Annotated in this window: 5 protein-coding genes; 4 read left to right on the top strand and 1 reads right to left on the bottom strand. The window is 32.6% G+C overall.

What is annotated here, in order from left to right:
* Positions 1-68: 68 nt before the first annotated feature.
* Complete coding sequence (locus KA858_RS10010; RefSeq protein ID WP_053029156.1) at positions 69-983, bottom strand: COX15/CtaA family protein; 915 nt, start codon at positions 981-983, stop codon at positions 69-71.
* A 235-nt stretch (positions 984-1,218) separates the two neighbouring features.
* On the opposite strand from KA858_RS10010, the gene cyoE reads away from it, so the two are divergent.
* The 4 genes from cyoE (at position 1,219) to KA858_RS09990 (ending at position 4,439) form a co-directional block, all read left to right on the top strand.
* Complete coding sequence (cyoE, locus tag KA858_RS10005) at positions 1,219-2,130, top strand: heme o synthase (protein WP_075108502.1); 912 nt, start codon at positions 1,219-1,221, stop codon at positions 2,128-2,130.
* A 29-nt stretch (positions 2,131-2,159) separates the two neighbouring features.
* A complete protein-coding gene (locus tag KA858_RS10000) occupies positions 2,160-2,621 on the top strand; it encodes a DUF420 domain-containing protein (RefSeq protein WP_210135590.1) in 462 nt (153 codons plus the stop codon).
* Positions 2,622-2,917: 296 nt separating this feature from the next.
* The gene (locus KA858_RS09995) at positions 2,918-3,976 is read left to right on the top strand and encodes a CAP-associated domain-containing protein (RefSeq protein WP_210135589.1); all 1,059 of its coding nucleotides are present in this window, start codon (positions 2,918-2,920) and stop codon (positions 3,974-3,976) included.
* A gap of 25 nt (positions 3,977-4,001) precedes the next feature.
* Positions 4,002-4,439: a YlbF/YmcA family competence regulator gene (locus KA858_RS09990; protein ID WP_053029160.1), complete on the top strand. Its 438-nt coding sequence runs from the start codon at positions 4,002-4,004 to the stop codon at positions 4,437-4,439.
* Positions 4,440-4,586 lie beyond the last annotated feature (147 nt).

Here is a 4,586-nt window from a genome sequence, read left to right as displayed (position 1 = left end):
TCAATAGAAATTGTCTTTATTCACTTATCCAAGAACTTTATGTCGGGGACTCTCTTTAATATGATAGGTTATTTGTTATTTTCACTTCTAATGGTACGTAGCATTAACATAATGAAGTAGGCAATCATACCAAATAATAGTGTGATAAATAATGCATGTAAAAGTGCAATGAATAAATTGACGTTCGTCATTACAGATAACGCACCAGTAATGACTTGCAATATGATGAGAATAAATGCAGTCGTATATCCATATCGTATCGTTCTATTCTCAGAATAATTCTTAACTGCGTGAATAAATGTGATCATAATCCATATAAATGTAATAAATGCCATACCACGATGCGCAAATTGAACCCAATCTTGTTCAGTATGTGGAATAATATCATGGAAAGGTAACGGCCAACCACCATAAGCTAAACTTGCCTTTGCATGTCTAACTAACGCACCAGTATAAATGGTTACATACACAATTCCTGTCATGATCCATGTTAATCTTCTTAAAGGCTTTCTGATATATAATTCATCGGCTTCATATTTCTTATCAACTTCAAATATGATCAGCATTAGAACGAATACTGAAGAGAAACTAATCAAAGATATGCCGAAATGCAGCGCTAATACATATGAATTTTGTTGCCAAATAACAGCTGCTGCACCAATTAATGCTTGAACAAGTAAAAATGCGATACTTATAATAGCTAATGGTTTTACTTCTTTAATATAGCCAATATGTTTCCATGCAGTAATAGCTAACCACAGTACAACAATTAATGAGATACCTGAGACAGCGCGATGACTTAATTCAATAATAGTGTCTATTGGTAAATTGTCAGGGAGTAATGCACCGTGACATAAAGGCCAAGATGATCCACATCCATCTTCTGAGCCAGTCTTAGTAACTAATGCACCACCAAGTTGTACAAATGCCATTATGATAGTTGCTAATACAGATAACCATTTAAGGTTTCGTTTATTAAACAATGTTATACACCCCATCATTAATTAAGTGCATCTTCTAAATACAATTGATTACGCTTAATTAATGTCTTTTTTATTGAAATTATATTATTAAAATAATTATACAACAATAAGAACTAACAAAAAATTAGTGTAGTAGAATGTCGCTAAAGTGTCACAATTAAATTTGATATAAACTAGTCAATTTTTAGTAATTACTATATCATAGTATTATATGGAAAATTTAAGGAGGGGGATCATGAGCAAAGAGCAAACTTTGTCACAACCATCGAGCCGTGTATCGTTTAAAGAGTTACAACAGATTATCAAGATGGGATTGGTCCAAGGTAACTTAATTCCTGCATTTGCAGGCGCTTGGTTAGCAGTTGTGATGACCAATCATTCCTTCCTATCGTCAATACCTCAAATTCTATTAATGTTGATTGGTTCAACATTAATTATGGGTGGTGCTTGTGCATTAAACAATTATTATGATCAGGACATTGATCGTATAATGCCAAGTAAACAAAATAGACCAACAGTTAATGATAGAATTTCAGATAAAAATTTATTATTTTTAAGTTTTGGTATGATGTTAGTAGGAGAAGCTTGTTTATTCTTATTAAATGTACCATCAGGCGTACTAGGACTTATCGGCATCGTAGGTTATGTGTCTTATTATTCAATTTGGTCTAAAAGACATACAACTTGGAATACAGTAGTAGGAAGTTTTCCAGGTGCAGTACCACCATTAATTGGATGGGTTGCAATTGATGGAAATATAAGTCTCGTTGCAATTGCATTATTTTTAGTTGTTTTTTGTTGGCAACCAATTCACTTTTATGCTTTAGCAATTAAACGAAGTGATGAATATGCATTAGCTAATATTCCTATGTTACCATCTGTTAAAGGATTCAAACGTACTAGAATAAGTATGTTTATATGGTTAATATTTTTACTTCCATTACCATTCCTATTATCAAGTCTTGGAACAACATTTGTAGTATTAGGAACATTGCTCAATTTAGGTTGGCTTTATATAGGTTTAACGTCATTTAAGAGAAATACAGATCAAACTAAATGGGCAACAAAAATGTTTATATACTCTCTAAATTATTTAGTAGTATTTTTCGTTTTAGTTGTTGTTATCTCACTTATAAAAATGATTTAAAATATACAAATTAAATAAGGATGAAACATATGAATTTACCAATTCTACCAACGATTAGTACAAGTTGTATTGTGATAAGTGCTATTTTTGTTGCCATTGGTTGGTGGCAAATTTGGCATAGAGATATAGATAAGCACAAGAAAACAATGTTATGGGCAGCAATTTTTGCATTAACTTTCTTTATTATCTATGCATCAAGAACGATATTTATAGGTAATACAGATTTTGGGGGACCAGATTCAGTTAGAACGTATTATAAGATATTTTTAATATTCCACATTAATTTAGCTACAATTGGTGGCGTTCTTGGGTTAGTTCAAATTATTACAGCATTCAAAGATAAGTTTAATTGGCATAGAAAAGCAGGACCAATTGCATCAATTATTTGGTTCTTTACAGCGATTACTGGTGTAGCAGTTTACTTACTACTATATGTATTTTACCCAGGTGGAGAAACAACGTCATTGATTAAAGCTACATTAGGCCTATAATCAATTCATATCATGATAAGCAGACAACATAATTTGTTGTGACTACTTAGCAATGTCGTAGCAGTATACTGTAAGAAAAAGCACTTTAAAGTAGCGCTTCTTTATACTGGACATACTTGCGGGAGTGGGGCAATGAATTCAAAAAGAATTCTACCCTGCTCCCTTTTTTTAATATGATAATGTTAATGACAAAAAGAAAACGGGGTATGCCACAAGTGTCATCTTAAGTAGGATATCTTGATTAATAAATTAGTTATTTTGTACAATAGATATAATTCAAAATAGGTGGGTGAAAGATGGCAAAATTAGTTATTAAAGTTTTAGGTGTAATATTTTTAGTTTTATTTCTTATTTATTTATTTTACTCACCAAGACTTAAATTTGATGTATTAGAGAACCCAAATAAAACCGTGTCAACCAATCATTCAAATCAAACACCTAAGACGCACAATACCACTGAAAATCCTGCACCTAAAGAAGGGGTAGGTACTTGGATTGGTAAAGATATAGATACGCTAACTGATAAATTTGGCCAAGCAAGTCGTACATATCCGTTTAGAGGCCATTATATGAACTATGTCTTTAAAAAAGATAATCAATATTATATCGTTTCAACTAAAGAACATAAAATAAAGTCAGTTTATGCTACAGGTAATAAAGCAAATGTCGCACCTTTAAAGATAAACGAGAGTGCGTCACGTATCTTTGAAAATACAAGTATTAACCCCGATCCTTCAATAAAAGTGGATGGTCAACGTTATAATTTTGAACTATCTGATGAAGATATCAAGACACAAACATTAATAAAATATGGGAATGTGTATGCACAAGTGTATGTTGATCAACAATCTAATCAAATTATGGGCATTCGCTTTCTAGATAAAGAGGCACTAGCATTTCTTAAACCGTATCCTTTAGCTAATGAGACTGAAGAAGATGATAAAGGAGATAATTTTAATAATGCTCAGAAAGATAAACTGCCTTATGAACAAAACCCGAACCAATTAATGACGCTATACGAAATTACTAATGAGATGAGAGAACTAAAAAACATTAAACCGTTAAAAGTTAACTCGGATATTGCGCATATTGCATCAGTAAATTTATACGAAGCAACTGGTTCTAATGATGTTGAGTTTACAGAGGATGCGTTAAAAAGCCAACTAAGTAATGAGAATATTTCATTTACTACGACAAGTCAAAATGTTGGGTATGATTTTGATGATGTACCAACATTAATTCATAGTTGGATGAATTCTGATATGCACCGTTCTAGAATGTTAAATACTAAATATGAAGAAATGGGTGGAGAAGTCATGAAAGATTACTATTCACTAATTTTCTTAGAAAAATAATCTAATTTAGAAAGGAGACTATGCATTGTATACAGAAGAAACAATGTCAATCCTTGATGACATCGAAGGCCTTTCGGATATGATTGTTCAATCAGAACTGTATCATGATTTTCGGGAAGCTCAAGAGAGATTGAATCAAGATGATGAAGCACATCTCATGTACCAAGCCTTCTTGAAATCTAAGGTTGCTTATGATGAGGTAATGCGGTTTGGAAAATATCACCCCGATTATCAAAAAGTCATGTTAGAAACAAGACGACGTAAAAGAGCTTATGAAATGTTGCCTGTGGTTATGGATTATAAATCTAAAGAAGTATCACTACAGAATTTAATAGATGAAGTAGTAAGCAAGATTGCGCTGTCAGTTTCGCAAAATGTAAAAATAGAAGCGGGAAATCCATTCTTTAAGACCGGTCATGATGGTTGTGCAACGGGTGGCACATGCAATTGTAGTTTGAAATAAAAGATGAGTCTGGGACATAAATAATATAATCATGCTAATTAGCAAATTCGCAGTAGCTGACTGAACTGAGAAGGCGCTTAAATCAAGCTTTTCTCAGTTCTAGTCATCCTTGTGGAGGTGAGCGGGGCCCCAACGAAGAGAAATTCA

It is taken from the genome of Staphylococcus sp. GDX8P80P (assembly GCF_017893095.1).
Classification (GTDB): domain Bacteria; phylum Bacillota; class Bacilli; order Staphylococcales; family Staphylococcaceae; genus Staphylococcus; species Staphylococcus borealis.
The sequence above is the reverse complement of the archived record's forward strand: the minus strand, read 5'-3'. Positions and strand labels throughout refer to the sequence as shown.